General features: G+C 62.4%; 25 protein-coding genes and 1 other RNA gene. 18 read left to right on the forward strand and 8 right to left on the reverse strand.

All coding sequences use genetic code 11. From position 1 onward, the window contains the following. Nucleotides 1-2 precede the first annotated feature (2 nt). The gene (locus NCS28_RS01470) at nt 3-398 is read right to left on the reverse strand and encodes an acyl-CoA thioesterase (RefSeq protein ID WP_250512103.1); all 396 of its coding nucleotides are present in this window, start codon (nt 396-398) and stop codon (nt 3-5) included. A 236-nt stretch (nt 399-634) separates the two neighbouring features. Between NCS28_RS01470 and NCS28_RS01475 the strand changes: the two genes are divergently transcribed. Together NCS28_RS01475 and NCS28_RS01480 are read left to right on the forward strand one after the other, a co-directional pair. Then, entirely contained in the window at nt 635-2,512 is a 1,878-nt protein-coding gene (locus tag NCS28_RS01475; RefSeq protein ID WP_250512104.1) for an ABCB family ABC transporter ATP-binding protein/permease, read from the forward strand. A gap of 127 nt (nt 2,513-2,639) precedes the next feature. Beyond that, on the forward strand, nt 2,640-2,897 hold the full coding sequence (locus NCS28_RS01480; RefSeq protein WP_350029765.1) for a DUF805 domain-containing protein: 258 nt from the start codon (nt 2,640-2,642) through the stop codon (nt 2,895-2,897). Nucleotides 2,898-2,909: 12 nt separating this feature from the next. Here NCS28_RS01480 and NCS28_RS01485 read toward each other — a convergent pair whose 3' ends face one another. Continuing rightward, nucleotides 2,910-4,298: an MFS transporter gene (locus NCS28_RS01485; protein ID WP_250512105.1), complete on the reverse strand. Its 1,389-nt coding sequence runs from the start codon at nt 4,296-4,298 to the stop codon at nt 2,910-2,912. Nucleotides 4,299-4,551: 253 nt separating this feature from the next. Here NCS28_RS01485 and NCS28_RS01490 point away from each other — a divergent pair, with 253 nt between their 5' ends. From NCS28_RS01490 to NCS28_RS01515, 6 genes are all read left to right on the forward strand, one after another. After that, nucleotides 4,552-5,523 (forward strand): LysR family transcriptional regulator, encoded by a 972-nt coding sequence (locus NCS28_RS01490; RefSeq protein ID WP_250512106.1) that lies wholly within the window; start codon nt 4,552-4,554, stop codon nt 5,521-5,523. 108 nt (nt 5,524-5,631) lie between these two features. After that, a complete protein-coding gene (locus NCS28_RS01495; RefSeq protein WP_250512107.1) occupies nt 5,632-6,945 on the forward strand; it encodes a Glu/Leu/Phe/Val family dehydrogenase in 1,314 nt (437 codons plus the stop codon). A 309-nt stretch (nt 6,946-7,254) separates the two neighbouring features. Further along, nucleotides 7,255-8,148, forward strand: a complete 894-nt coding sequence (locus tag NCS28_RS01500; protein WP_250512108.1) for a glutamate/aspartate ABC transporter substrate-binding protein — start codon at nt 7,255-7,257, stop codon at nt 8,146-8,148. 68 nt (nt 8,149-8,216) lie between these two features. Then, nucleotides 8,217-8,957, forward strand: a complete 741-nt coding sequence (locus NCS28_RS01505) for an amino acid ABC transporter permease (protein WP_250512109.1) — start codon at nt 8,217-8,219, stop codon at nt 8,955-8,957. Beyond that, nucleotides 8,957-9,634 carry a glutamate/aspartate ABC transporter permease GltK gene (gltK, locus tag NCS28_RS01510; protein WP_250512110.1) on the forward strand — a complete coding sequence of 226 codons (678 nt, stop codon included), beginning with the start codon at nt 8,957-8,959 and terminating at the stop codon, nt 9,632-9,634. Before NCS28_RS01505 ends, gltK begins: the two co-directional genes overlap by 1 nt. Next, nucleotides 9,631-10,356 (forward strand): amino acid ABC transporter ATP-binding protein, encoded by a 726-nt coding sequence (locus NCS28_RS01515; protein WP_061117822.1) that lies wholly within the window; start codon nt 9,631-9,633, stop codon nt 10,354-10,356. The genes gltK and NCS28_RS01515 overlap by 4 nt, the downstream gene beginning before the upstream one ends. A 45-nt stretch (nt 10,357-10,401) precedes the next feature. Here NCS28_RS01515 and NCS28_RS01520 read toward each other — a convergent pair whose 3' ends face one another. Next, complete coding sequence (locus NCS28_RS01520) at nt 10,402-11,304, reverse strand: class II glutamine amidotransferase (RefSeq protein ID WP_250512111.1); 903 nt, start codon at nt 11,302-11,304, stop codon at nt 10,402-10,404. 182 nt (nt 11,305-11,486) lie between these two features. On the opposite strand from NCS28_RS01520, the gene pyrC reads away from it, so the two are divergent. The 3 genes from pyrC (at nt 11,487) to rnpB (ending at nt 13,807) form a co-directional block, all read left to right on the forward strand. Next, nucleotides 11,487-12,557 carry a dihydroorotase gene (pyrC, locus tag NCS28_RS01525; RefSeq protein ID WP_250512112.1) on the forward strand — a complete coding sequence of 357 codons (1,071 nt, stop codon included), beginning with the start codon at nt 11,487-11,489 and terminating at the stop codon, nt 12,555-12,557. Between the two features lie 10 nt (nt 12,558-12,567). Beyond that, nucleotides 12,568-13,380, forward strand: coding sequence for a DUF3025 domain-containing protein (locus NCS28_RS01530; RefSeq protein WP_250512113.1), 813 nt, complete (start codon nt 12,568-12,570; stop codon nt 13,378-13,380). A gap of 12 nt (nt 13,381-13,392) precedes the next feature. Then, nucleotides 13,393-13,807: RNase P RNA component class A (gene rnpB, locus NCS28_RS01535), an RNA gene on the forward strand. A gap of 66 nt (nt 13,808-13,873) precedes the next feature. Here the strand turns inward: rnpB and NCS28_RS01540 are convergent. Then, nucleotides 13,874-14,296, reverse strand: coding sequence for an OsmC family protein (locus NCS28_RS01540; protein WP_250512114.1), 423 nt, complete (start codon nt 14,294-14,296; stop codon nt 13,874-13,876). Nucleotides 14,297-14,868: 572 nt separating this feature from the next. On the opposite strand from NCS28_RS01540, the gene rplM reads away from it, so the two are divergent. From rplM to erpA, 3 genes are all read left to right on the forward strand, one after another. Further along, nucleotides 14,869-15,297, forward strand: a complete 429-nt coding sequence (rplM, locus tag NCS28_RS01545; RefSeq protein ID WP_008351572.1) for a 50S ribosomal protein L13 — start codon at nt 14,869-14,871, stop codon at nt 15,295-15,297. 11 nt (nt 15,298-15,308) lie between these two features. Further along, entirely contained in the window at nt 15,309-15,701 is a 393-nt protein-coding gene (rpsI, locus tag NCS28_RS01550) for a 30S ribosomal protein S9 (protein WP_250512115.1), read from the forward strand. 211 nt (nt 15,702-15,912) lie between these two features. Beyond that, a complete protein-coding gene (gene erpA, locus NCS28_RS01555) occupies nt 15,913-16,278 on the forward strand; it encodes an iron-sulfur cluster insertion protein ErpA (protein ID WP_061117816.1) in 366 nt (121 codons plus the stop codon). Between the two features lie 64 nt (nt 16,279-16,342). Here the strand turns inward: erpA and NCS28_RS01560 are convergent, their stop codons facing one another. Next, nucleotides 16,343-17,473, reverse strand: a complete 1,131-nt coding sequence (locus tag NCS28_RS01560) for an anhydro-N-acetylmuramic acid kinase (protein ID WP_350029767.1) — start codon at nt 17,471-17,473, stop codon at nt 16,343-16,345. A 42-nt stretch (nt 17,474-17,515) separates the two neighbouring features. Between NCS28_RS01560 and NCS28_RS01565 the strand changes: the two genes are divergently transcribed. Genes NCS28_RS01565 through NCS28_RS01580 form a run of 4 tightly spaced genes read left to right on the forward strand, consistent with a single transcriptional unit; the run spans nt 17,516 to nt 20,220 of the window. After that, the gene (locus NCS28_RS01565; RefSeq protein ID WP_250512116.1) at nt 17,516-17,833 is read left to right on the forward strand and encodes a hypothetical protein; all 318 of its coding nucleotides are present in this window, start codon (nt 17,516-17,518) and stop codon (nt 17,831-17,833) included. Between the two features lie 17 nt (nt 17,834-17,850). Further along, the gene (gene tyrS / locus NCS28_RS01570) at nt 17,851-19,110 is read left to right on the forward strand and encodes a tyrosine--tRNA ligase (RefSeq protein WP_250512117.1); all 1,260 of its coding nucleotides are present in this window, start codon (nt 17,851-17,853) and stop codon (nt 19,108-19,110) included. 4 nt (nt 19,111-19,114) lie between these two features. Further along, a complete protein-coding gene (dtd, locus tag NCS28_RS01575; protein WP_250512118.1) occupies nt 19,115-19,573 on the forward strand; it encodes a D-aminoacyl-tRNA deacylase in 459 nt (152 codons plus the stop codon). Next, nucleotides 19,570-20,220, forward strand: a complete 651-nt coding sequence (locus tag NCS28_RS01580; protein WP_250512119.1) for a histidine phosphatase family protein — start codon at nt 19,570-19,572, stop codon at nt 20,218-20,220. The genes dtd and NCS28_RS01580 overlap by 4 nt, the downstream gene beginning before the upstream one ends. On the opposite strand, the gene ruvB is transcribed toward NCS28_RS01580, so the two are convergent. The 3 genes from ruvB to ruvC all read right to left on the reverse strand — a co-directional run bounded on the left by ruvB (nt 20,217) and on the right by ruvC (nt 22,492). Further along, entirely contained in the window at nt 20,217-21,278 is a 1,062-nt protein-coding gene (gene ruvB / locus NCS28_RS01585) for a Holliday junction branch migration DNA helicase RuvB (RefSeq protein ID WP_250512120.1), read from the reverse strand. The genes NCS28_RS01580 and ruvB overlap by 4 nt on opposite strands. A 65-nt stretch (nt 21,279-21,343) precedes the next feature. Beyond that, entirely contained in the window at nt 21,344-21,925 is a 582-nt protein-coding gene (gene ruvA / locus NCS28_RS01590) for a Holliday junction branch migration protein RuvA (RefSeq protein WP_250512121.1), read from the reverse strand. Between the two features lie 24 nt (nt 21,926-21,949). Continuing rightward, the gene (gene ruvC / locus NCS28_RS01595; RefSeq protein WP_250512122.1) at nt 21,950-22,492 is read right to left on the reverse strand and encodes a crossover junction endodeoxyribonuclease RuvC; all 543 of its coding nucleotides are present in this window, start codon (nt 22,490-22,492) and stop codon (nt 21,950-21,952) included. Nucleotides 22,493-22,543 lie beyond the last annotated feature (51 nt).

Here is a 22,543-nt window from a genome sequence, read left to right on the forward strand (position 1 = left end):
GTCTAGTCGAGCGACGGCAGCACGCGCGGACGGCGATCGCGGTCGGTCGCGACGTACGTGAGCGTCGCTTCCGTGACCTTGACCACTTCTTCGGCGAGGTTCATGCGCTGCGCCCAGACTTCGACCGACACCGTGATCGACGTATTTCCCGTCTTGACGATATCGGCGTAAAAGCTCAGCAAGTCGCCGACGAAAACGGGCTGCTTGAACAGGAACGAATTCACCGCGACGGTCGCGACGCGGCCGTTCGCGCGGCGGCTCGCCGGAATGGAGCCGGCGATATCCACCTGTGCCATGATCCATCCGCCGAAGACGTCGCCGTGGACGTTGGCGTCGGCGGGCTGCGGCACGACGCGCAGCGCGACGTGCTTTTCGGGAAGACTGGAATGGTCGGTCATGGAAGGCGTTCCGGTTTGCAATGGGCGGGAAGGCTAGCGCGCGTGAGCGGCCCCTTGAACCTTCTGCGACAATGCATATTTATAGATGAGCCCGAACCGCGCGCGAAACTGAAGACTCGATGACGCCGGGGCTCGAAGTAAATTGTACGGGAAAGCATGCGAGAGACGTGCGCCCGTTCCGCCGATAACAGCGTCCCCACGCCGCGCCCAAGCGACGCGCTCACACGATACGACTCATGCGCCGCTATTCCAACAGCGAGCCCGGCCCGATGGCCCAGGGTCCGCGCAACGACTGGCAGACGATTCGCTCGCTGCTGCCCTATCTCACCACGTACAAATGGCGTGTCGCGTTCGCGCTGACCTGCCTGATCGGCGCGAAGGTGGCGAACCTCGGCGTGCCGATCGTGATGAAGCGCATCGTCGATAGCCTCGCTTCCGTGCAGCATCTCACCGCCCTCGGACGCGCGAACGACGCGCCGGGCATCGTGTTGATCGGCGGCATCGGGCTGCTGGTGATCGCCTATGCGGCCGCGCGGCTTTCGACATCGCTCTTCACCGAACTTCGCGAACTGCTTTTCGCGAAGGTCACCGAAAGCGCCGTGCGGCAACTCGCGCTGCAAGTGTTCCGGCATCTGCATTCGCTGTCGCTGCGCTTTCATCTGGAGCGGCAGACGGGCGGCATGTCGCGCGACATCGAACGCGGCACGCGCGGCATCCAGCAACTCGTGTCCTATTCGCTCTACAGCATCCTGCCGACACTCGTCGAAGTCGGTCTCGTGCTCGCGTTCTTCGTAACCAAATACGAGGCGTATTACGCGATCGTTACGCTCGTCGCGCTCGCCACGTATATCGTGTTCACGGTGAAGGTCACCGAATGGCGCACGCATTTTCGCCGCACGATGAACGATCTCGATTCGAAGGCGAACTCACGCGCGATCGATTCGCTGCTCAACTACGAGACCGTGAAGTACTTCGGTAACGAAGAGTGGGAAACGCGCCGTTACGATGAAAATCTGCAACGCTATCGCGCGGCGGCGATCAAGTCGCAGCGCTCGCTTTCGATGCTGAACTTCGGGCAGCAGATGATCATCGGCGTCGGGCTCGTGTTCATTCTCTGGCGCGCAACGCAGGGCGTGATGGCGGGGCGTCTCACGCTCGGCGACCTCGTGCTCATCAACACGTTCATGCTGCAGCTTTATATTCCGCTGAATTTTCTGGGGGTCGTGTATCGCGAGCTGAAGCAGGCGCTGACCGACATGGACCGCATGTTCACGCTGCTCGGCGCGGGCCGTGAAGTGCCCGATGCGCCGAACGCGCAGCCGCTTGCCGTGCGCGGCGGCGAAGTGCGTTTCGACAACGTGAGCTTTGCGTACGAGAAGGCGCGGCCGATTCTGCATGGCGTCGATTTCACGATTCCCGCGGGCACGACGACAGCCGTGGTCGGACACAGCGGCTCGGGCAAGTCGACGCTCGGACGGCTGCTCTTTCGCTTCTACGATCTCGATCGCGCGCAGGGCGGCGGCATTCGAATCGACGGACAGGACATTCGCGACGTGACGCAGGATTCGTTGCGCGCGGCGATCGGCATCGTGCCGCAGGACACGGTGCTCTTCAACGATTCGATCTACTACAACATCGCGTACGGGCGTCCTTCCGCGAGCCGCGACGAAGTGATCGCGGCGGCGCGCGCGGCGCATATTCACGAGTTCATCGAGGCATTGCCGGCGGGGTATGACACGCCTGTCGGCGAGCGCGGGCTGAAACTGTCGGGCGGCGAGAAACAGCGCGTCGCGATCGCGCGCACGCTGTTGAAGGACCCGCCGATCCTGATCTTCGACGAGGCCACGTCCGCGCTCGATTCGAAGTCCGAACGCGCGATCCAGCGCGAGCTCGATTCGATCGCGCGCGAGCGGACGACGCTCATCATCGCGCACCGGTTATCGACGGTCGTGCATGCGCAGCAGATCATTGTGATGGATCACGGGCGCATCGTGGAGCGCGGCACGCATGTCGAATTGCTGCGCGCGGGCGGGTTGTTTGCGCAGATGTGGGCGTTGCAGCAGCAACGGGCGGAAGAGTCGGTGGCGGATCAGCGAGATACGGCGGGGGCTTGACGAAGAAGATTCCTAAAGTGGAATGAACTTAGAGGTTTTGCACCGACTTGCGCAGCCTTGCATTAGCCGAGTAGTTATACTCTCTTGCGTCATTTAATAAGGATAACTTTTTAAATGGCTTGATGACGTGCGTACTCCAGCACCGTACTTTCGTTTAAACAACAAAAAGCAATCAGAGGCAGAAATGGGAAGTTTCAGCATATTTCATTGGCTCATCGTCATCGTGATTGCGATCGTCACGATCTATCCCTATGTGAGGATAATTCAACGCACGGGCCATTCTGGCTGGTGGATTCTTGCAGGTCTCATTCCAGTGCTCAACCTGGCCATGTTGTGGGCCTTCGCATTCGCACGCTGGCCGGCGATCGACGGCGACCGCCGCTAGCAAGCCGCAGCCTTACTCCATCGCATGCGCGCCGCCGATCGCGACGCCGTCATGCGTCTGCGAGGCAGTGGACGACCATCGCAGCCACTGTCCACGCAGCATACACAACGCGCTGAACGCGCACGTCGCGAGCACGCCGAAGGTCGCAAAGCCCATCTGATAGCTTCCCGTGCTTTCCTTCGCGATCCCCATGATCACTGGCAAATAGAAGCCGCCGATGCCGCCCGCCGCACCGACGATCCCCGACAGCAGACCCGTCTTGCCCTTCCACCGATGCGGCACGAGCTGGAAGGTCGAACCGTTGCCGAGACCGAACGCGACGTACAGGCAGATCAGAATCGCGACACCGCCTGCTACCGGCGGCATCCAGATCGCGAACGCGAAGTCGCCGATTGCGATGGCCGCGAGCAGCACGAGCAACGCGCGCACGCCGGTCACGCGATCCGCGACATAGCCGCCGAACGGCCGCACGATCGCGCCGAGAAACGCGAGCAGCGACATGAAGAGTCCAGCTTCGAGCTTCGGCATCTGATAGAGCGACGTGAGCAGCAGCGTCACATACGACGACATGCCGACGAAGCCGCCGAACGTGATGCTGTAGATGAGCATGATGACCCACGTGTCGCGCTCGCCGAGCACCGACCGATAGTGCCGTGGCAGCACCGCGATCGCGATCATCGCGCCGATCACCGGCAATAGCAGCACGCCGGTCTTGCCGCCGCCGAACACGCCGCCGTCCACCGCGAGCACCAGCACGATCAGGCTGACCAGCGTCACCGCGAAGCTGGACAGCGCGCGTAACGTACGGCCGGTCTTCTGGCCGGCATCGGAAGCCCACGCGAGGAGCGCGGCCCCCGTGACTGCGAGCAACGGCAGCACGGCGGCGGTCGACATCTGCCAGCCGAAGGCGTCCGCCAGATGCGGAAACAGGAAGCCGTCGAGTACCGCGCCGATGTTGCCCGCGGCGGCGAGACCCAGCACGAGCCCTTGCACCTTCGGCGGATAGTTGCTGCCGGCCATCGGCAACGCGACCGCGAAGCTCGCGCCGCCCATGCCGAGAAACACGCCGAGCACGAGCAGCAATGCATACGACGGCACGCCGGGCAGAAGCGGCAGCACGATCGACGGAATCGACGAGAGCACGACGCCCATCAGCGCGATGCGGCGTCCGTCGGTCGACTGATAGAGATTGCCGAGCGTCACGCGCAGGATCGCCGCGGCCAGAACCGGCACCGCGACGAGAAAGCCCTGCTGCGCGGCGGACATCGTCACGTCGCGGCCGATGAACGGCGCAAGCGGCCCATACAGCACCCACACGGTGAAACCCGTATCGAAGTAAAGGAAGCAGGCGACGAGCGAGCGCCAGTTGCCGTTCCTGAGCGACGCGATCAGATTGGACATTGCGGGTTTCCGTATATGCGCGTGCTGCCGGATGAACACGCGACGGCCCCGGAAATTGCAAGCATCATGCCAATGGAATGCATGTTTGGCCGACGTTACGCGCAGAGCGAATGTGGGCGCTTCAGAGCGATTCGGTACACGAGGCGACGGCACCGCGCCCGTGCGCGGCAGCATGCGAATGGTGCGCCGCGCCTTCGCGCGGTTCATGCGCCCGCTAGAATGCGGTCTTCGCTGAACACGCGCAGGATCCGGAATGGAACTGAAATGGCTGGAAGACTTCGTGTCGCTCGCGGAGACGCGCAGCTTTAGCCGCTCAGCCGAGCTTCGGCACATCACGCAGCCCGCGTTTTCACGGCGCATCCAGGCATTGGAGGCGTGGCTCGGCACGGAACTCATCGACCGTTCCGTGTATCCGACGCGCCTCACGCAAGCGGGCAACGTCTTCTACGAGCAGGCGCTCGCGATGCTCTCGCAGTTCCACGAAGCACGCACGCTGCTGCGCGGGCAGGGCGGCGTGCCCGTGGCGACCATCGAATTCGCCGTGCCGCATACGCTGTCGCTCACCTACTTTCCGCGCTGGCTCGAGCACATCGAGGCGCGGCTCGGGCGCATCCGCACGCGGCTGCGCGCGCTCAACGTGCACGATGCGGTGCTGTCTCTCGTCGAAGGCGGCTGCGATCTCGTGATGGGCTATCACCATCCGAGTCATCCGGTCGCGCTCGATCCCGCGCGCTACGACATGCTCACGCTCGGCGCCGAGCCGATCAGTCCGTTCTCCGCGGTCACCAGAGGCGGACGCGCGCGCTTCACGCTGCCCGCGACCGCCGAATCCCCGGTGCCTTATCTGTCGTACACGCCGAACGCGTATCTCGGACGCATGACGGAAGTCATCATCGCGACCGCGCCCACACGGCTCTATCTCGACAAGGTCTATGAAACCGACATGGCCGAAGGTCTCAAGGCGATGGCGCTGGCCGGGCACGGCGTCGCGTTCCTGCCGCACAGCGCGGTGCAGGATGCGGTGGAGGAAGGGCGGCTCATCCGCCTCGATCGCGGAACGCGCGGGACGCCCGCCGGACAGTTTACGCTGACGATGGAAATCCGCCTCTACCGCGACAAGATCGCAGCACAAGGCGAGGAGCCGCGACAGGCGTTGATGCGCGCGTTATGGGACGCAGTCGGTGAAGAATTGTTGAAGGCGTCGACGGAGAAGCCCGCCGTGTAAGGCTCGGCGACGTTATGCAGAATTTGCATGACGGGATAAGGAAACGGCATTGGATTTGGAAACGGCGTTTTTCGACAATGAGCGCATTCCTTCAACGCTGGAGCGTCAATGTCCTCCTCGAAGCAGTCGCTGCAAACGCCGGATGCCAAACATGCAATCCCGTCGTACCTCAACGCCGACGATCTCGGTCCCTGGGGCAACTATCTCAAGCAGGTCGATCGTGTCGCGCCGTATCTCGGCTCTCTTTCCCGCTGGCTCGAAACGCTCAAGCGCCCGAAGCGCATTCTCGTCGTCGATTGCCCGATCGAACTGGATAACGGCACCGTCGCGCACTTCGAAGGCTATCGCGTGCAGCACAACACGTCGCGCGGTCCCGGCAAGGGCGGCGTGCGTTATCACCAGGACGTGACGCTCTCCGAAGTGATGGCGCTGTCCGCGTGGATGTCGGTGAAGAACGCGGCCGTGAACGTGCCGTACGGCGGCGCGAAGGGCGGTATCCGTGTCGATCCGCGCACGCTGTCGCGCGGCGAGCTCGAGCGCGTGACGCGCCGCTATACCAGCGAAATAGGCATCATCATCGGGCCGAACACGGACATTCCCGCGCCGGACGTGAATACGAACGAGCAGATCATGGCGTGGATGATGGACACCTACTCCATGAACCAGGGCCAGACGGCGACGGGCGTCGTGACCGGCAAGCCGATCTCGCTCGGCGGCTCGCTCGGCCGCAAGGAAGCGACGGGCCGCGGCGTGTTCGTCGTGGGCACGGAGGCGGCGCGGCGCATCGGCATGGAAATCGAAGGCGCGCGCATCGCGGTGCAAGGCTTCGGCAACGTCGGCGGCATTGCGGCGAAGCTGTTCCAGGAAGCGGGCGCGCGCGTGATCGCCGTGCAGGATCACACGGGCACGATCCACAACTCGAAGGGCATCGACACGGTCGCGCTGCTCGATCACGTCGCGAAGAACGGCGGCGTCGGCGGTTTCGCGGGCGCGGATCCGGTGCAGGCCGAAGAGTTCTGGATGATCGAGAGCGACATCCTGATTCCGGCCGCGCTGGAAAACCAGATCACCGAGAAGAACGCGTCGAAGATTCGCACGAAGATCGTCGTCGAAGGCGCGAACGGCCCGACCACGACCGCCGCGGACGACATCCTGAACGATAAGGGCATCCTCGTGATTCCGGACGTCATCGCGAACGCGGGCGGCGTGACGGTCTCGTACTTCGAATGGGTGCAGGACTTCTCGAGCTTCTTCTGGACCGAGGACGAAATCAATCAGCGTCTCGAACGCGTGATGCGCGAGGCGTTTGCCGGCGTGTGGCAGGTCGCGAGCGAGCATCAGGTGTCGGTGCGCACGGCGGCGTTCATCGTCGCGTGTACGCGGATTCTGCAGGCGCGTGAAATGCGCGGGCTCTATCCCTGATCCGATGCGACGGCGCATTCGCTCAATCCGTCCGCGAGAGGCGGGCAGCGCTCGCGCCCTTTGAACGATGCGGGCGGCATTTCCTCGGGAATGCCGCCCGCATTTGCACGAAAACTACAAGTCGGCGGACTAGTTGAATTCGGTCAAGCATCCGCGCGAAAACGCCAGTAATATTCGCGGTCGCAACCCGTTGCAACCCAACCGCAATCAGGCGTCTCACAAATAAGACGACGTGGGTTAACAATCATTCTTTCAGAATAATTACCCTGCTAAACTTGCCCCGGTTTTTCGCCACAGGAGATCGAACACATGAAGGTTAAAAAGGCTGCGCTGCTCGTCGCCGCGCTCGGGTTTCTCGCAACCGGCGCGTACGCGCAAGACGCCGGCACGCTGAAGAAGATCAAGGACACGGGCGTGATCTCGCTGGGGCATCGCGAATCGTCCATTCCGTTTTCCTACTATGACGACAAGCAGAACGTCGTCGGCTACTCGCACGAATTTGCGCTGAAGGTCGTCGAGGCCGTCAAGCAGAAGCTGGGCATGCAGGATCTGAAGGTGAAGCTCACGCCGATCACCTCGCAGAACCGCATTCCGCTCGTGCAGAACGGCACCGTGGATATCGAGTGCGGCTCGACCACGAACAACGCCGAACGCCAGCAGCAAGTCTCCTTCTCGAACACGATCTTCGTGATCGGCACGCGCCTCATGACCAAGAAGGATTCGGGCGTGAAGGACTGGGCCGACCTGAAGGGCAAGACCGTCGTGACGACCGCCGGCACCACGTCCGAGCGCCTGCTTCGCAAGATGAATCAGGACAAGAACATTGGCATGAACATCATTAGCGCGAAGGATCACGGCGAGTCGTTCCTGACGCTGTCGACCGGCCGCGCCGTCGCGTTCATGATGGACGATGCGCTGCTCGCCGGCGAACGCGCCAAGTCGAACAATCCGGGCGATTTCGTGATCGTCGGCGCGCCGCAGTCGCATGAAGCGTACGGCTGCATGATTCGCAAGAACGATCCCGAGTTCAAGAAGGTCGTCGACGACGCGATCGCCAAGGTCGAAACCTCCGGCGACGCCGACAAGATCTACAAGAAGTGGTTCGAAAGCCCGATCCCGCCGAAGGGCCTCAACCTCAACTTCCCGGAAAGTGACGACATCAAGGCTCTCTACAAGAGCCCGAATGACAAGGCAATCGACTAACCGGTTCGAGTCTCGAACGAACGAAACGGAAGGAGCTTGCTTCTTCCGTTTCTTTTTGGAGTGAGTCCATGTCTTATCACTGGAACTGGGGCGTCCTGCTGAGTCCGGTTTCGACCGGTGAGCCCACCACCTATCTCGGCTGGCTGATCTCCGGCTTTTGGGTGACCATCACCGTGTCGCTCGCGGCCTGGGTGATCGCGCTCGTGGTCGGCTCGTTGTTCGGCATTTTGCGCACGGTCCCGAATCGCACGCTGGCGGGCATCGGCACCGTCTATGTCGCGATCTTCCGCAATATTCCGCTGATCGTGCAGTTCTTCATCTGGTATCTCGTGATACCGGAGTTGCTGCCGCCTTCAATCGGCAACTGGTTCAAGCAACTGCCGCCCAGCGCGCAGTTCTTTTCGTCGTCGATCATTTGTCTCGGGCTCTTCACCGGCGCGCGCGTGTGCGAGCAGGTGCGCTCGGGCATCAACGCCCTGCCGCGCGGACAGCGCAACGCAGGCCTCGCGATGGGCTTCACGCAATGGCAGACGTATCGCTACGTGCTCATGCCGGTCGCGTACCGCATCATCGTGCCGCCGCTCACGTCGGAATTCCTCAACGTGTTCAAGAACTCGGCAGTGGCGTCGACCATCGGTCTCTTGGATCTGTCCGCGCAGGCGCGTCAGCTCGTCGACTACACGGCGCAGACCTATGAATCTTTCATCGCGGTGACGGTCGCCTACATGCTCATCAATCTGGTCGTGATGCAGTTGATGCGCTGGGTCGAAGCGAAAACGCGGCTGCCTGGCTACATCGGAGGCAAGTAATGCATCAGTTCAACTGGAGTGACATTCTCGCGCAGTGGCCGACGCTGATGACAGGCGCCAGGATCACCTTGCAGATCACGGTGCTCGCGATCGTGGTCGGCATCGTGTGGGGCACCGTGCTCGCGCTGTTCCGTCTGTCGGGCGTGAAGCCCCTGCAATGGTTCGCGAGCGCGTACGTCACGCTGTTCCGCTCCATCCCGCTCGTGATGGTGCTGCTGTGGTTCTTCCTGATCGTGCCGCAGTTGCTGCAGAACGTGCTCGGGCTGTCGGCGGATATCGACATTCGCCTCGCATCGGCGATGGTCGCGTTCTCGCTGTTCGAGGCCGCGTACTATTCGGAAATCATTCGCGCGGGCATTCAAGCGGTGCCGCGCGGTCAGGTGAATGCGGCCTTCGCGCTCGGCATGACCTACGGCCAGGCGATGCAACTCGTCGTGCTACCGCAGGCGTTCCGTGCGATGGTGCCGCTCTTGCTCACGCAGGCCATCGTCCTGTTTCAGGATACGTCGCTCGTCTACGTCATCAGTCTCGCGGATTTCTTCCGCACGGCGACGAACATCGGGGATCGCGACGGTACGACCGTCGAGATGGTGCTGTTCGCGGGCGCGTGCTATTTCGTGATCTGCGTGGTGGCGTCGGCCCTCGTCAAAAGTCTTCAGAAAAAGGTCGCAAGATGATCTCTATCAAGAATGTTTCCAAGTGGTACGGGCAGTTCCAGGTGTTGACGGACTGCACGACCGAAGTGAAGAAGGGCGAGGTCGTCGTGGTGTGCGGCCCGTCGGGTTCGGGCAAGTCGACGCTCATCAAGACCGTGAACGGCCTCGAGCCGTTCCAGAAGGGCGAGATCACGATCAACGGGCAATCGCTCACCGACAAAAAGACGAATTTGTCGAAGCTGCGCTCGAAGGTCGGCATGGTGTTCCAGCACTTCGAGCTGTTTCCGCATCTGACGATCACGCAGAATCTGACGCTCGCGCAGATCAAGGTGCTCGGCCGCTCGAACGACGAAGCGACGCAGAAGGGTTTGAAGCTGCTGGATCGCGTCGGCCTGCGCGCGCATGCGGACAAATTTCCCGGGCAGCTTTCGGGCGGTCAGCAGCAGCGCGTGGCGATTGCGCGCGCGTTGTCGATGGACCCGATCGCGATGCTCTTCGACGAGCCGACCTCCGCGCTCGATCCGGAGATGATCAACGAAGTGCTCGACGTGATGGTCGAGCTCGCGCAGGAAGGCATGACCATGATGTGCGTGACGCACGAAATGGGGTTCGCTAAAAAGGTCGCGAACCGTGTGATCTTCATGGACAAGGGCTTGATCGTCGAGGACGATCAGAAAGAAGCGTTCTTCGCGAATCCGCGGTCGGATCGCGCGAAGGATTTTCTGGCGAAGATCCTGCACTGAGCTTGGTGTGGAGAAAAAGGCGCTTCTGAAACGAAGCGCCTTTTTTTATTCGATCCCGAGTTCCGATTCCACCGCCGCCGTCGTCTGGATCTCGCCGATCTCCAGCGCCGATCCGACGCACGCCTTCGCGAGCGGTTCCGCCGCCTTCTTCGCGATCTCGTCCGGCACCGGAATATTCGCGGTGCGGGCGAGCGCGCCGCACTGGAACATCGCGAGATCGCCGGGGGCGAAGCGCGTCCAGATTTCGTTGTCGGTGAGCGGGGACGTGGCGATCACGGCGACGCGGTCTTCGGGCGTCGTGTATTTGGCGAAGTCGATCGACATGTCGGCGTCGATCAGATGCGCCGTCGAGAACGGCCAGCTACGCACTAGATAGTACAAATGCGTCGAACAGTGCGAGAAGAGCGCCTGCCCGTTCGACATCAGGAAATTGAAGACGCCGTATTGCGTGATGTCGCGGGTGAGCCCCGCGAGCGCGTCGAAGAGTTCCTCGAGCGGCGGCTGCGAGCACGGAAACGCGCGGCGCAGGCCTTGCAGCAGCGCGCAGAACGCGAGTTCGCTATCCGTCGTGCCGACCGGCTGATAGACGCCGGTCAGCTCGGGCGCATAGCCTTTCAGATCGCCGTTGTGCGCGAAGATCCAGTGCCGGCCCCACAATTCGCGCATGAACGGATGGCAGTTTTCGAGCAGAATATGCCCCTGCGTCGCCTTGCGGATATGCGCGATCGTGTTCTTCGACTTGATCGGATAGCGCTTCACCATGTCCGCGAGCGGCGAGCTGGCGGACGACTGATGATCTATGAAGAGCCGGCAGGCCTTGTCTTCGAAGAACGCGATCCCCCAGCCGTCGGCATGATGATCCGTGACGCCGCCGCGCGCCGCGAAACCGGTGAACGAGAACGTCACATCGGTCGGTTCGGCGCAATTCATTCCGAGAAGTTGGCACATGGTGCTGGGGCGGGCGGCTTATGGCCTGGTTGTTACAATACGTCCGACAAGCATATCACCGAGGTCGGGCCGAAAAAATCGCGCACCCGCTCATAACCGTGCGCGTTGTGGAATTCCCACGGCGATTTTTTTCCTGTCCTCGCGTGGACTTGCGCCATACCAACGTTCCCCGTCATCCCGCCATGTCCACTCATTCTTCTTCGCCCAATTCGCTTACGATCGCGCGTCCCGACGACTGGCACCTGCACGTGCGCGACGGCGCGACGCTCGCCGCCGTCCTGCCGCACACGGCGCGTCAGTTCGGCCGCGCGATCATCATGCCGAATCTGAAGCCGCCCGTGACCACGACCGAGATGGCCGGCGCGTACCGCGAGCGCATCCTGGCGGCGCTGCCGAAAGAGGGCGCGCTCGCGCGCTTCGAGCCGCTGATGACGCTTTATCTCACCGACAACACGCCGCCCGACGAGATCCGCCGCGCGAAAGCGAGCGGCTTCGTGCATGGCGTGAAGCTGTATCCGGCGGGCGCGACGACCAATTCGGACGCGGGCGTGACGGATCTCGGCAAGTGTGCGAAGACGCTCGAAGCGATGCAGGAAACCGGCATGCCGTTGCTCGTGCACGGCGAAGTGGCCGATGGCGATATCGACGTGTTCGATCGCGAGAAAGTGTTCATCGACCGCGTGATGACGCCGCTGCGCCGCGATTTTCCGGCGCTGAAGGTCGTGTTCGAGCACATCACGACGAAGGACGCCGCCGATTACGTGCGCGAAGCGCAAGGGCCGATCGGCGCCACGATCACCGCGCATCATCTGCTGTACAACCGCAACATCATGCTCGTCGGCGGCATGCGGCCGCATTATTACTGCCTGCCGGTGCTCAAGCGCGAGACGCATCGCGTGGCGCTCGTCGAGGCGGCGACGTCCGGCAATGCGCGCTATTTCCTCGGTACGGACAGTGCGCCGCATCCGAAGGGCCTGAAAGAGCATGCGTGCGGCTGCGCGGGTTGCTACACGGCGCTGCACGCGCTCGAGCTGTACGCCGAAACCTTTGACAAGGCCGGCGCGCTCGACAAGCTCGAAGGCTTCGCCAGCTTCCACGGCGCGGACTTCTACGGCCTGCCGCGCAGCGCGGAAAAGGTGACGCTGGAACGCGGATCGTGGACGTTGCCCGCCGAATTCACCGCCGGCGACGCGACCATCGTGCCGTTGCGCGGCGGCGAGTCGATCGGCTGGCGTTTCTCCGACGCGCGTTGACGCCGCGAACGTGAGCGCGGGTTTCGCGGATATCGACTGGGCGCGGCCCTGGCTCGCGTCGATCGAAGCGCGCGGCAGGCGCTGGCAGGCGGCGGCGCTCGCCGGTTACGACGACTATCTCGCGATGCTCAACGAAGACGCGGCGGCGTCCTCGCATGTAACCGGCCGCGGCGAGCGGCTTGCGTTCATCGCGCAGGAAGCGCTGCCGGCCGGCGCGTCCTACGAAGGGCATATCGCGCAGACCGGCCGCGTGCCCACCCGCCACAATCTCCACGATTTCTTCAACGCCTCGATTTGGTTCGCGTATCCGCGCATCAAGGCGGCGCTCAACGCGCGGCAGGCACAGCAGATCGATACGCTCGGCGTCGGCCCGACGCGCGGCGGCGTGCGCGACGCGCTCACGCTCTTCGACGAAAACGCAGTGCTTTTCCCATGCGCCGATGCATCGCTCGCGGATGCGCTGCGCGGCTTCGCCTGGCGCACGCTGTTCGTCGACGAGCGCGCGGCATGGGGCACGCGTTGCGAGGCACGCATCTTCGGACATGCGCTGCTGGAAAAGCTCGTCGCGCCGTACAAGGCGTGCACGGGGCACGCGTGGATCGTCGAGGTTCCCATCGACTATTTCACGCTCGACGATGCCGAGCGCCGCGCGCTGATCGACGAACGCGTGACGCAGCGCCTGAACGCAGGGCCGCTCGATAGCCGCGCGTTCGCCCCGCTGCCGGTGCTGGGCGTGCCGGGCTGGTGGGCTGAGAACGCGTCGCCCGATTTCTACGGCGATGTATCCGTGTTCCGCCCGGGCCGTCGCGATCGCCAATGTTAGAATCAATGCCGCAAAGCGGGCCAGGCAATCGCGGCCTCGACGGTTTCGGCCGGAGAGGGCGAGGAAAGTCCGGACTCCACAGGGCAGGGTGATGGCTAACGGCCATCCGTGGCAACACGCGGAACAGGGCAACAGAAAGCAAACCGCCGATGGCTCCGGGCGCAAGTCCGGAGATCAGGTAAGGGTGAAACGGTGCGGTAAGAGCGCACCGCGGACGTCGCGAGACGATCCGGCACGGTAACCTCCACCCGGAGCAATTCCAAATAGGCAGGCGCGCATCCACGCGATGCAGGACGGGGCCCCCGTCCGTCTGCGGGTAGGAAGCTCGAGCGCGTCAGCAATGGCGCGCCTAGAGGAATGATTGCCACGCGCGTTCGGCTTCGGCTGGGCGCGTGCACAGAATCCGGCTTATCGGCCCGCTTTGTCGTCATTCAAAAGAGAAGAGCCGGCGTCTCGCGACGCCGGCTCTTTTCGTTTCGGCTTTCGATCCGCCTTACGCTTCGACGATCTCGAACGAATGCGTGAGTTCCGCCGTCTTCGCCAGCATGATCGACGCCGAGCAGTACTTGTCGTGCGACAGGTTGATCGCGCGCTCGACCGTCGCCGGATTCAGATTCTTGCCGGTCACGGTGAAATGAAAATGGATCTTCGTGAAGACCTTCGGGTCTTCGCTCGCGCGATCCGCCTTGAGCGCGACCGAGCAGCCCTGGATTTCCTGACGGCTCTTCTTCAGGATCATCACGACGTCGTAGGCAGTGCAGCCGCCGGTGCCGAGCAGCACCATTTCCATCGGGCGCGGCGCGAGATTGCGGCCGCCGCCTTCCGGCGCGCCATCCATATTGACGAGATGGCCGCTTCCCGTTTCGGCAGCGAAGGCCATGCCGTCTTGTCCCATCCAGCTAACTTTGCATTCCATGCTCAGGCTCCAGCTGCTCAGCGCGTCGTTACAGAAACTTTATTGTAGCGGTTCAGGGTTTTTCGAGAGACCTCGGCTTACGAGCATGTACGGGTTGACGGGGCGAAAATCAACGCGGCGATCCATGCGATTAGCGATGGAACCCGACTCGAGCATGGCCTCTAGACGACGTTTCAGACCGCGGACTGGCGACGATGGTTTGTAAGCAATTGAATTTACAGGGGAATTTGTTCAAGGCTTCATTGCTTCCTTATTCCGAATTATGAAATTCGTTTTCACCATGCAAATCTTCTTGCTTTGCAGCATGACGGTGCCTATACTCGTTCCTGTCTCCTCCACCTCCTCCTTGGTGGATTAAGCCCGAGCCTCAGTTGCCCGGGCTTTTTTTCGTCCTCGCGCCGCGCAAAAGCAAGTCTTTGACGTAGCGGCCAAATTCCCTTTATAATTCAAAGTTCTCTTCGTCACACGCCCGCGAAGAGAAACTTGTGAGAGCCTGCACGCGTCGCGAACGCTCATATAAGCAGGGCCGAACAAGTCAAAGTTCAAGGGCAGATCAATTTTTTGGATCGATCATGAAGACGTTTTCCGCAAAAGCCGAAGAGGTGACGCGCGAATGGTACGTGATTGACGCGACGGATAAGGTTCTCGGCCGTGTCGCCAGCGAAGTGGCACGCCGTCTTCGCGGCAAGCACAAGCCTGAATTCACTCCGCACGTCGACACCGGTGATTTCATCATCGTCGTCAATGCCGGCAAGCTGAAGGTCACCGGCAACAAGACCACGGACAAGAAGTACTATCGTCACTCGGGCTACCCGGGCGGCATTTACGAAACGACGTTCGGCAAGATGCAAGAGCGTTTCCCGGGCCGCGCGCTCGAGAAGGCTGTCAAGGGCATGCTTCCGAAGGGTCCGCTCGGCTACGCGATGATCAAGAAGCTGAAGGTCTACGCCGAAGCAACGCATCCGCATACGGCTCAACAGCCTAAAGCGCTCGAGATCTAAGGGGAGCCCACATGATCGGTAACTGGAACTACGGTACGGGCCGCCGCAAGAGCGCCGTCGCTCGCGTCTTCATCAAGTCGGGCAAGGGCGACATCGTCGTCAACGGCAAGCCCATCGCCGACTATTTTTCGCGTGAAACGTCGCTGATGATCGTGCGTCAGCCGCTCGAACTCACGAACCACGGCACCACGTTCGACATCAAGGTCAACGTGTCGGGCGGCGGTGAGACGGGTCAGGCAGGCGCGGTTCGCCACGGCATCACCCGCGCGCTGATGGACTACGACGCAACGCTCAAGCCGCAACTGTCGAACGCAGGCTTCGTCACCCGCGACGCGCGTGAAGTGGAACGTAAGAAGGTCGGTTTCCACAAGGCACGCCGCAGGAAGCAATTCTCGAAGCGTTAAGCGCTTCGGCGTTTCGCCTGCGCCGGCCACCGGCTCTCGGCGAAATTGCTGCGAAAGCCGCCCGCACCTTGGTGCCGGCGGCTTTTTCGTTTTGGCGCGCCGAACCGCGATCATGTCGAATTTGCATATAGCCCATTGATTTCATGGACATTCGGCACGATATTGAGATCAGCCCTACAATAGCGGTTAGAAGCTTAATTGGAGAGTTCGAATGAGCGCTGTCAGCGACACCCCCACGACCGAAATGCCGATGCCGTTCGTCTTCACCGACGCGGCTGCAGACAAGGTCAAGCAATTGATCGATGAAGAAGGCAATCCGGATCTGAAGCTGCGCGTGTTCGTGCAAGGCGGCGGATGCTCGGGATTCCAGTACGGCTTCACGTTCGACGAAGAAGTCAACGAAGACGACACCGTGATGGACAAGGCGGGCGTGCAACTGCTCGTCGACTCGATGAGCTACCAGTATCTCGTCGGCGCGGAAATCGACTATAAGGACGACATCAACGGCGCTCAGTTCGTCATCAAGAACCCCAACGCCACCACGACTTGCGGTTGCGGTTCGTCGTTCTCGGTCTGAGAACGAATCAATCGATGTGATCGAAACGGAGCCTTCGGGCTCCGTTTTTGTTTTTGGTCGCCGCTCAGTGCGGATAGATCGCGCCGAGCACCCGCATACCCGACGCGCCCGTCACCGCGGGTAGATTGCCCGGCTCGCGCGCGACGCAGCGCATCGCGAGCCACGCGAACGCGAGTGCTTCGACTTGCTGCGGCGGCACGCCGAGCGCCTCGGTCGTCATGACGGGCACGCCCTCGACGCCGCCGTCTTCCAGCGCCTCTTGGAGCATCTTCATCAGGACTGGATTGCGCGCGCCGCCGCCGCACACGTACACGGCGCGCACATCCGACGCGTGACGCGCGATCTCACGGGCGACCGTCGTCGCGGTGAGCGCGGTGAGCGTCGCCTGGACGTCGGCGGGAGAGAGGCTCGCGAAGGCGGCGAGCTTCGCATCCATCCACGTCGGGTTGAAGAGATCGCGGCCCGTGCTTTTCGGCGGAGGCAGTTCGAAAAAAGGCTCGTCGAGAAGGGCGCCGAGCAGCGCCGGACGCACCTGGCCTTGCGCTGCGAATTGCCCGCCATCGTCGTAGGCTCTTTGCAGATGACGCAACGCCCATTCGTCGATCAGCGCGTTCGCCGGACCGCAATCGAAGCCGCGCACTTCGCCGCTTGCCGCAAGGATCGTGATATTGCTGATGCCGCCCAGATTGCACACGACGCGCGTCTCGTTCTTTTCGCCGAACACCATCGCGTGAAACGCCGGCACGAGCGGCGCGCCCTGGCCGCCCGCGGCGACATCGCGGCTGCGAAAATCGGCGATGACATCGATGCTGGTCATCTCCGCAAGCAGCGCGGGATTGTTGATTTGCCGCGTATAACCTTTCTCCGGCCGATGCCGCACCGTCTGTCCGTGAACGCCGATCGCGCGCACCTTCGCCGCCGAATAGCCGCTCATGCTCTGAAGTTCGTGACAACACACGGCATAACGCGTCGCGAGCGCGTTGGCGGCGAGCGCCTCGCGTTCGATTTCGTTGTCGCCGGGCGATTGCAGTTCGAAGAGCGCGTCGCGCAAGCCTTTCGAAAAGGAGACATGCGCCTCGCCGAGCACGACGGGCGGCTTGCCCTCGGCGAACTGCACCGCGACGCCGTCCACGCCATCCATGCTGGTTCCGGACATCAAACCGAAGTACACGCCATCCGCCTTGCCGGTTTCGATTGCTTCGGTTTTTTTGGGCACGCTGCTCTCCTCTTCGATGCCATGTTGCCGGTTCTGCTCAAGCGGCGATTATCCGCGTTATGGATCGAATCGTTAAGACGCGTCTGGCGTGGTCTTGTATCCACCGGCGCATCGGGCGCGCCGAAGTCCGCGCAAATCAGCCTCATCCGACATGAAACGGCGCGAATGGCCGCGTCATCGCGTAAAATCCTCAGCCTGAACAAGCAATTGCGCGTGATTTCATCATTTTCCGCGCGCGCCGCGTTTCGACGCGCGGCGTCCCATCCGGCCACGCCGGACCGCTGCGACGGCATCGAGGCCAGATCGCGCCGCCGTTCGCCAGTCATCGAACCCTTTTGACTTCACAAGCCGCAAGCATGACCACAGATTCCAACGCTTCGTCCGCGCCCGCCGCCGCGCAGAGCTTTCCGATCACCGACGATGTGAAAAGCGCGCTCGCCATCGCAAAGCGTGGCTGCGACGAACTGCTGATCGAAGACGAATTCGCGCAGAAGCTCGCAAGGAGCGCCGCGACGGGCAAGCCGCTGCGCATCAAGCTCGGCCTCGATCCGACCGCGCCCGACATTCACATCGGCCATACGGTCGTGCTGAACAAGATGCGCCAGTTGCAGGATCTCGGCCATCAGGTCATTTTTCTGATCGGCGATTTCACGTCGCTGATCGGCGATCCGTCCGGCCGCAACGCGACGCGCCCGCCGCTCACGCGCGAGCAGATCGAAAACAACGCAAAGACGTATTTCGAGCAGGCCGCGCTCGTGCTGGATCGCGAGAAGACGGAAATCCGCTACAACAGCGAATGGTCGATGCCGCTCGGCGCCGACGGCATGATCAAGCTCGCGTCGCGCTATACGGTCGCACGCATTCTCGAGCGCGAGGATTTCACGAAGCGCTTTCAAAGCGGCGTGCCGATCTCGATCCACGAATTCCTCTATCCGCTGATGCAAGGTTACGACTCCGTCGCGCTGAATGCGGATCTCGAACTCGGCGGCACGGACCAGAAGTTCAATCTGCTCGTCGGCCGCGAATTGCAGAAGCAGTACGGCCAGGAGCAGCAGTGCATCCTGACGATGCCGCTGCTCGAAGGCCTCGACGGCGTCGAGAAGATGTCGAAGTCGAAGCACAACTACGTCGGCATCAGCGAGAAGCCGACCGAGATGTTCGGCAAGCTGATGAGCATTTCGGACGTGCTCATGTGGCGTTACTTCGAACTGCTCTCGTTCCGCAGCATCGACGAGATCGCGCGATTCAGAAAGGAGGCCGAGGGCGGCCGCAATCCGCGCGACTTCAAGGTGATGCTCGCGCAGGAGATCGTTGCGCGTTTCCACTCGTCGGCGGACGCGGAGCGCGCGCTCGACGACTTCAATCATCGCGCGAAGGGCGGCGTGCCGGACGACATTCCGACGGTGACGCTCGCGGGCGCGCCGATCGCGATCGGCCAGTTGCTCAAGCAGGCGGGCCTCGTTCCGTCGACGAGCGAGGCGCTGCGCAACATCGAGCAGGGCGGCGTGAAGATCGACGGCGCGACCGTCTCCGACAAGGGCCTGAAGGTCGAGGCCGGCGAGTTCGTGGTGCAAGTGGGCAAGCGCCGTTTCGCGCGCGTCACGCTGACCGCTTAAGCCGATGATCGCGCTCATTCAGCGTGTGAAGCGCGCCGATGTCCGCGTGGGCGAGCGTGTGACCGGCGCGATCGACGCGGGCCTGCTCGCGCTTGTCTGCGCCGAGCGCGGCGACAACAACGCCGCCGCCGACAAGCTGCTCGCCAAGATGCTCGCGTACCGCGTGTTCGGCGATGCCGCGGGCAAGATGAACCTGTCGGTATCGAACATGGATGGCGCGGGTCGCGCGGGCGGCGTCTTGCTGGTCTCGCAATTCACGCTTGCCGCCGATACATCGAGCGGCCTGCGCCCGAGCTTCACGCCCGCCGCTCCGCCCGACGAAGGCAAGCGGCTCTTCGATTACTTCGTCGAGCAAGCGCGCGCGAAGCATCCGATCGTCGAGACCGGCGAGTTCGGTGCGGAGATGCAGGTATCGCTCGTCAATGACGGACCGGTTACTTTCTGGCTTCAGGTGCGTCCATGACGACTCGCGTACTCTTCATCCGCCACGGCGAAACCGACTGGAATCGCATCAAGCGCATTCAAGGGCATATCGACATTCCGTTGTCCGAGCATGGTTTGCTGCAAGCCGAACAGCTCGGGCAGCGGCTTGCGCGCGAAGGCGGGATCGATGCGGTCTATTCGAGCGATCTGCAACGCGCGCAGCAGACGGCGCGTCCTTTCACGGATGCGCTCGGGCTGGAATTGCGCTTATCGGAGAGCTTGCGCGAGCGGTTCTACGGCGCGTTTCAGGGCCATGACAGCGACGAGATCAGCGACAAGTTTCCCGCCGAATATGTCGAATGGCAGACACGCGATCCCGGTTTCTCGCCGCCCGGCGACGGCGAATCGCAGCGCGTGTTTTATCACCGCGTCGTGCATGCGATGGAACCGATCGTTGCCGCGCATCCCGACGGACGTATTGCGGTCGTCGCGCATGGCGGCGTGCTCGATTGCATCTATCGATTCGCGATGAAGTTGTCGTTGCAGGAGCCGCGGAACTGGCCGTTGCTCAATTGCAGCGTCAATGTGGTGGATTATGAGGACGGCGGCGCGAAGGTCGTGTCCTGGGGCGATATCACTCATCTGTCCACGGACACCGACGACGACAACTTACGCAAACGCCCCTAGCCGTTGTTCGTATCCCAAAGATCCCGAATCGGACCCGCATCCGGCGCAGCAATGCCAAAGTGCCGATAAGTAAGCATCGTAGCGACCCGCCCGCGTGGTGTGCGCTGCAAGAAACCTTGCTGAATCAGATACGGCTCCAGCACATCCTCGATCGTATCGCGCTCCTCGCCGATTGCCGCGGCGAGGTTGTCCACGCCGACCGGCCCGCCATCGAACTTGTGCAGGATCGCTTCGAGCAGCTTGCGGTCCATCAGATCGAAGCCGACAGGATCGACGTCGAGCATCTTCAGCGCGCGGTCAGCGACGTCGGCGGAAATCACGCCGTCCGCTTTGACTTCGGCGTAGTCGCGTACGCGGCGCAGCAGGCGGTTTGCAATCCGCGGCGTGCCACGCGAACGCTTCGCGATTTCCAGCGCGCCTTCAGGCACGATCTCCGCCTTCAACAGCGACGCCGACCGCGACACGATGCGCGCCAGCTCGCTCGCGTTATAAAACTCCAGCCGCGACACGATGCCGAAGCGGTCGCGCAACGGATTCGTCAGCATGCCCGCACGCGTGGTCGCACCGACGAGCGTGAACGGCTGCAAATCCAGCTTCACGCTGCGCGCGGCGGGCCCTTCGCCGATCATGATGTCGATCTGATAATCCTCGAGCGCCGGATAAAGAATTTCCTCGACGACCGGCGAAAGCCGGTGAATCTCGTCGATGAACAACACGTCGTTCGCTTCGAGATTGGTGAGAAGCGCGGCGAGATCGCCCGCGCGCTCAAGCACCGGGCCCGACGTCTGCCGCAAATTCACGCCCATTTCCCGCGCGATGATATGCGCTAGCGTCGTCTTGCCGAGACCCGGCGGCCCGAACAGCAGCACGTGATCGAGCGCTTCGGAGCGCCGCTTCGCCGCTTCGATGAAGATTTCGAGCTGGCCGCGCGCCTTTTCCTGCCCGATGTATTCGTCGAGCTTGTGCGGGCGCAGCGCGCGCTCGAACGCTTCCTCGTTCGGCGAGACGGGCGTGGCCGAGATGACGCGTTCGGCGGCAAGTTTGTCGGTTTCGATCATGGGTCGATTGTACAGCGAGCTTTCTCGCGGCGAAGCTGGCCGAATGGGCTAGGCCAGCTAGGACATCAAGCCTTCGAGAGGGCCTTCAGCGCCAGCTTGATGCCCTCCGAAACCCCCGTTGCCGCCGGCACGTTCTTGACGGCGGCGAGCGCTTCCTTCTCGGAATATCCGAGTGCGAGCAGCGCGTTGAGGATATCCGACGCGTGATCGGATTGCGAAACCGTCCCCGCGACGGCGCCGAGATCCGCGCCGAGCTTGCCCTTCAGTTCGAGCAGCAGCCTTTCCGCCGTCTTTTTGCCGATACCGGGCACGCGCGTGAGGCGCGCCGCGTCCTGTGTCGTCACCGTCTGCGAGAGTTCGTGCACGCTCATGCCCGACAGCACCGCCAACGCCATCCGCGCGCCGATGCCGCTGATTTTCAGCAACTCGCGGAACGTCGAGCGTTCCTGCGCGGTGAGAAAGCCGTACAGCAGATGCGCATCCTCGCGCACGATCAACTGCGTGAGCAGCACGACTTTTTCGCCGGCATCCGGCAGGTTGTAGAACGTGCTCATCGGCACGTCGATTTCGTAACCGACGCCGCCGCAATCGACGAGCAAGTGCGGCGGATTTTTTTCCAGCAAAACGCCGGCGATGCGACCGATCATGTGTGTGAACCGAAAGAAATATTATTAGCCGATGAGCCGGCCGCGCCGCACGCGCAAGCCTTTCTTCGCAAGCCCCGGCGCGATGCCGCCCAAGGCCGCGAGGCCCGTGCCGCCGTGCGCATGACAGATGGCCATGCCGAGCGCGTCGGCGGCGTCGGTGCTCGGCACGCCGGAAAGGCACAGGAGACGCACGACCATCTGCTGCATCTGTTCCTTCGTCGCGCGTCCGTAGCCGACGACGGCCTGCTTCAACTGCAACGCCGTGTATTCCGCCACCGGCACGCCGCTCGCAACGAGCCCGCAAATGGCCGCGCCGCGTGCCTGCCCGAGCAGCAGCGTCGACTGCGGATTCACGTTGACGAAGACCTTCTCGATCGCGGCCTGATCCGGGTTGTGCTGCGTGATGAGCGTCGAGATGCCGCTGAAAATCGTGTTCAGGCGCGAAGGCAAGTCGGCATCGGCCGTCTTGATGACGCCGCTCGTCACGTAAGTGAGCGTGTGCCCCGTCTTGTCGATGATGCCGAAGCCCGTCACGCGCAGGCCGGGGTCGATGCCTAGGATTCTCATTCGTTCGCCATGCGCGTAGTCCAAATCAAAAAGGCCTGTTTGCGCATTCGA

Source organism: Caballeronia sp. INDeC2, assembly GCF_023631325.1.
Classification (GTDB): Bacteria; Pseudomonadota; Gammaproteobacteria; order Burkholderiales; family Burkholderiaceae; genus Caballeronia.